Origin of the sequence: Microcystis sp. LE19-10.1B, from assembly GCF_027530565.1 — a bacterium.
Taxonomy (GTDB): Bacteria; Cyanobacteriota; Cyanobacteriia; order Cyanobacteriales; family Microcystaceae; genus Microcystis; species Microcystis aeruginosa.
In genome coordinates, this window is sequence record NZ_JAPZQM010000326.1 from 1 (window position 1) to 4,517 (window position 4,517).

Consider the following 4,517-nt stretch of genomic DNA (forward strand, 5'->3'; position numbering starts at 1 on the left):
ATCCTTATCTGGCAAGAGACTTAATTGATTAGTTCGCTCTAGAGCAAAAACAATTGACAAAAATCGCTAAATGCCTTTCTCTATAAGGGTTCCATCCCTTATAACCCCCGTCCATTGCATAACACAAACCGAAGAGCCATAAAAGTCAGTCCTAATAATCGTGGGTGTGAGAGGAGTGTTTCGGAAAATGGCTTGGGACTGACTATCTCTAATTTAGGCAGGGGATATGAACTTACTGTGACGCAGACATGAAGTTTTGATTGCAAGGTCATTATCCTAGTGGATAGACAGGTAGAAAGATAGAGAAAAAGGTCAATGATAGATTTTTCCTGGTTATTAAACCCAGGGTAAGAGCATCTCAATTAGGCTTGACAAAAGGCTCTCAGCACAGCAATCATATATAGCGTTTTTCAGTCTGCTGAGGTACAAAAGTTATGGGTTTTAGGCACTCATGCAAGAGGCAAAAGGCAAAAGGGAAGAAAAATAGGTGTACCTCACTAGCTTAGGAAACGCTATAGTTATTCTAAGTACGGGACAAAAAGCTTGAAAAGTAGAGAGAAAAGGGGTTTCATAGAAAGTAGAAACAACATCCCGAAACTGGTTTGGAGAAATCATTAGTTATTTCGAGCAAAGGACAACGAATGGGGTGGTCGAGGGAATCAATAATAAACTTAAACTAATAAAACGGAGAGGCTATGGCTTGAGAAACTTTCGGAATTTTTGGGTTAGAAGTATGTTATCTTGGCATCTTGTCTGTTGATTTAGCATAAAGAGTAACGAAGAGCCGAAAAAGTCCCTAAATTTCCCCCCCAATCACTCCAAGGGTCGGCGCTTTTTGAGGGAAAAAAAGTCTAAAAATATTATCCAACAAGGTTTTTAGATTTATTCAGCACCCCCTAAATAGAACAGACAAAAAGCCTGTTCTATCCATGAGGAGAAAAAAACTTAAACGGTCATGATATCTTTTTCTTTTGTCGTTAACAAATCCTCGATTTTGGCGATAAATTTATCGGTGGATTTCTGCACTTGATCCTGTAAATCCCTGGATTCATCCTCAGAAATTTCGTGACTTTTCTCCTGTTTACGGATAGCATCGATCGCATCCCGGCGAATATTGCGGATCGCCACCTTTCCTTCTTCAGACAATTTCGCCGCTAATTTGACCAATTCCTTGCGGCGATCGCTAGTGAGGGGAGGGATATTCAAACGAATGATCTGACCGTCATTACTGGGGGTTAAACCCACGTCCGAGAGAGAAATCGCCTTTTCGATCGCCCCCATACTGGTACGATCGAAGGGTTGAATGGCGATCGTGGTTGCGTCGGGAGTGCTAATGGTCGCTAGGGACTTGAGGGGAGTTTCCATGCCATAATACTCCACCACGATCCGATCTAAAAGAGAAGCATTTGCGCGGCCGGTACGAATCGTATTAAAAGCTCTCTGGGTTGATTCGACGGTTTTCTGCATATGGTCTTGAACTTCAGCTAACTTCACAGAATCCTCCTACCAATGTTCCAACGGGTTCACCTTTGACAGCGCGAACAATATTACCTGTCACCGACAGATCGAAAACGACTATCGGGATATTATTTTCCTTGCACAGAGCGATCGCCGTTCCGTCCATCACCCGCAGATCATGGGTCAGCACATGACCGTAGGTGAGACTTTGAAAGCGTCGCGCGTTAGGATTGTGAGAGGGATCGGAATCATAAACCCCATCCACTTTCGTCGCTTTAAACACCACTTCCGCATCGATTTCGGCAGCGCGCAGGGCCGCCGTGGTATCGGTGGTAAAGAAAGGATTACCCGATCCCGCACCAAAAACCACTACCCGACCTTTTTCCAGATGACGGATTGCCCGCCGGCGGATGTAGGGTTCGGCTAATTCCTGCATCGCAATCGCTGTTAATACCCTAGTCGGTACTTGCGCTCGTTCTAGGGCATCCTGCAAGGTCATAGCGTTCATGACTGTTGCTATCATACCAATATAATCGGCCGTGGCCCGATCCATGCCGGCCGAGGCGGCTTTCACCCCGCGAAAAATATTGCCCCCACCAACCACGATCGCCAATTGGATGCCTTGGTCAACCACTTCGGAGATTTCCTGAGCGATAGCGGAAACCACCATCGGGTCGATCCCATAGCCGAGATTGCCCATCAGGGCCTCCCCACTCAGTTTTAATAATACCCGCTTGTACGCCATGCCCTTACTACCACTCGCTAAAACAAGATCTAGATAATTTTTGTCTCCCCATAAGATAGCAGGTTTTGGCCTTGATTTAAGTTGACCAGTTCACTCTCCCCTGGGGCCGACAAGTTAAGATTAATAAATCTTTTCCTTGGGGAATTTGTATTTAGTGATACCTTTGTTATTAAAAGGAGCTTAGTTTTATAGAGAATTAATAACCGTGGTCAGCGATCGATTACTATTGGTCAACAAAAGCAATCAAGGGGCTGCTAACATCGATACCTTTGATTGGGTGTATGGGTTTCAGGATGGAACTCGTCTGATGGGAAGGGTTTGCGGTTACTTAGACCCCGATAGTTATCGTCTTCTCGATCCCGAAAACTGCAGCGCTATCTACCAGAATGCCCAGGGACAAGTCCTTAGTCGTTGGCAAGCTGGAGATTTTATCGCTTTTGAACTAACCACCACCGGGGAAAATCTCCTGATCGTGGCTTCTAATGATAATTGTGTTAGTAATAGTCTCTGTTTGGTTTCGGGCATTAGTCGCAGCTGCGCCCAAGTTAGCGATGAAGGAAAATCCCTCGTCCGGGAGGTTTTTCAATACCAGGCTTGGTCTTTGCAGGGCGATAATAGCACTTCTAAGCCGGCTTTCAGTTGGAATTGTTCCGTATCTCCCTTTTTCCCCTTTGTTTCCCTGCGTTTTAATCTTCAGTCCACCAGCAGCAAAAAATTCTATCGTTGGACGGTTTCCCCCTATTTTCCCTTTTGTCCCCTCTTAGAAGTGGGAGAATCCCTTGCCTAATTAGGGTTTGCGGCAAAAAGTTTTTCGGTGGGGGCAGGGTGTAGGGTGTAGGGTGTAGGGTGTAGGGTGTAGGGTGTAGAGTTTTAGAGATTTTGAGGGGGTCAATTACCTAATTTTCAGGGAAAAAGTCCCTGAATTTTCCACCCGATCACTCCGGGATACGGTACTTTTTGGTTTCCAAAAAGTCTAAAAGTCTTACCCAACAAGGTTTTTAGATTTATTGAGCAAGCCCTAATTAGCCTTCTCTATTCTTTTGCAAATAATCGACTAATGCCCATAATCCTAGGCGATAACTTTCGGCCCCAAAACCGCTAATCTGTCCGATGGCTATATCGGCAATGTAGGAATGATGACGAAAAGACTCGCGTTTGTAAATATTGCTTAAGTGTACTTCCACACAGGCCATTTTTGTGCTTAATAGTGCGTCGCGGATGGCGATACTGGTGTGAGTATAAGCTCCCGCATTAATCAAAATACCGTCCTGCTGACCCCATGCTTGCTGAATCCAGTCCACTAATTGCCCTTCCTGATTGGACTGATGCGCGGTTAAATTCACCCCTAAACGGGTAGCTTCTTCGTTTAAAAACCGGTTAATCGCCTCTAAATTGACGTTACCGTAGAGATTCGGCTCTCTTTTTCCCAATAGGTTTAAATTCGGCCCGTGCAGAACCAGAATGCTTAGTTTATTCACAAATGTCCTCCCTATCACCACGAGAATTAATCTTATCTCGATCAGGGACTATTGCCGATCAACAACATTTTTGCCGCTACGGTAATCACCGCACCAATAGTAGCACTGAGCGCACCGACGATGATCGGCAGAATGAGACCTCGGAATCCCTGGAGGTCGGAAATAGCTTTAATCATCGGAAATTTTGGGTCTGAAACCCCGTCGTTCTACGACGGCTTTACTGTTAAATATTAGCACATTTACGAAATATATGCTAAAACGTGAGGTATGGAAAAAGCCTATTCGTTTCGATTTTACCCCACACCCGAACAAGAGTCGCTATTGCGGCGCACTTTGGGCTGTGTAAGATTAGTTTACAATAAGGCACTCCATGTCAGAACACAAGCATGGTACGAAAGACAAGAAAGAGTAGGATATACTGAAACTTCTTCAATGTTGACCGATTGGAAAAAACAAGAAGAATTAAACTTTCTCAATGAAGTTAGCTGTGTACCTTTACAACAAGGGTTAAGACACCTACAAACAGCTTTTACTAACTTCTTTGCTGGTCGTACTAAGTATCCCAACTTTAAGAAAAAACATCAGGGAGGAAGTGCCGAATTTACCAAATCTGCTTTTAAGTTCAAAGACAAACAAATCTATTTAGCCAAATGCACGGAACCCTTACCTATTCGATGGTCAAGACAAATACCAGAAAGCTGTGAACCAAGCACAGTAACAGTCAGATTACATCCTTCTGGACGCTGGCATATTTCAATAAGATTTGATGACCCAACGATTAAGCCTCTACCAGTAACAGATAAAGCCATCGGAATTGACTTAGGAATTAGTAGCCT

6 protein-coding genes and 1 pseudogene are annotated in these 4,517 nt (G+C 44.3%); 3 read left to right on the forward strand and 4 right to left on the reverse strand.

Annotated features, from left to right (window positions below):
- Positions 1 to 586: 586 nt before the first annotated feature.
- Positions 587 to 760 (forward strand): annotated as a pseudogene (locus O9332_RS11565) (transposase); the annotation flags it as partial.
- 185 nt (positions 761 to 945) lie between these two features.
- Here O9332_RS11565 and frr read toward each other — a convergent pair.
- Both frr and pyrH read right to left on the reverse strand, forming a co-directional pair.
- Positions 946 to 1,467, reverse strand: a complete 522-nt coding sequence (gene frr / locus O9332_RS11570) for a ribosome recycling factor (protein WP_373276133.1) — start codon at positions 1,465 to 1,467, stop codon at positions 946 to 948.
- A 13-nt stretch (positions 1,468 to 1,480) separates the two neighbouring features.
- Positions 1,481 to 2,203, reverse strand: a complete 723-nt coding sequence (gene pyrH / locus O9332_RS11575; protein ID WP_002762234.1) for a UMP kinase — start codon at positions 2,201 to 2,203, stop codon at positions 1,481 to 1,483.
- 205 nt (positions 2,204 to 2,408) lie between these two features.
- Here pyrH and O9332_RS11580 point away from each other — a divergent pair, with 205 nt between their 5' ends.
- Positions 2,409 to 2,990 (forward strand): hypothetical protein, encoded by a 582-nt coding sequence (locus O9332_RS11580; protein WP_002762235.1) that lies wholly within the window; start codon positions 2,409 to 2,411, stop codon positions 2,988 to 2,990.
- Positions 2,991 to 3,225: 235 nt separating this feature from the next.
- Here O9332_RS11580 and aroQ read toward each other — a convergent pair whose 3' ends face one another.
- Together aroQ and O9332_RS11590 are read right to left on the reverse strand one after the other, a co-directional pair.
- Complete coding sequence (gene aroQ, locus O9332_RS11585; RefSeq protein WP_002762236.1) at positions 3,226 to 3,681, reverse strand: type II 3-dehydroquinate dehydratase; 456 nt, start codon at positions 3,679 to 3,681, stop codon at positions 3,226 to 3,228.
- Between the two features lie 41 nt (positions 3,682 to 3,722).
- Positions 3,723 to 3,857, reverse strand: coding sequence for a hypothetical protein (locus O9332_RS11590; RefSeq protein WP_002762237.1), 135 nt, complete (start codon positions 3,855 to 3,857; stop codon positions 3,723 to 3,725).
- A 91-nt stretch (positions 3,858 to 3,948) separates the two neighbouring features.
- Here O9332_RS11590 and O9332_RS11595 point away from each other — a divergent pair.
- Positions 3,949 to 4,517 (forward strand): RNA-guided endonuclease InsQ/TnpB family protein (locus O9332_RS11595; protein WP_288025613.1); only part of this gene is annotated, 569 nt, incomplete at its 3' end.

What these genes read in the sequence shown, in the direction of transcription:
- frr (WP_373276133.1), bottom strand. Translation starts at nt 1,467, where the DNA reads ATGCAGAAAACCGTCGAATCAACCCAGAGAGCTTTTAATACGATTCGT.
- pyrH (WP_002762234.1), bottom strand. Translation starts at nt 2,203, where the DNA reads ATGGCGTACAAGCGGGTATTATTAAAACTGAGTGGGGAGGCCCTGATG.
- O9332_RS11590 (WP_002762237.1), bottom strand. Translation starts at nt 3,857, where the DNA reads ATGATTAAAGCTATTTCCGACCTCCAGGGATTCCGAGGTCTCATTCTG.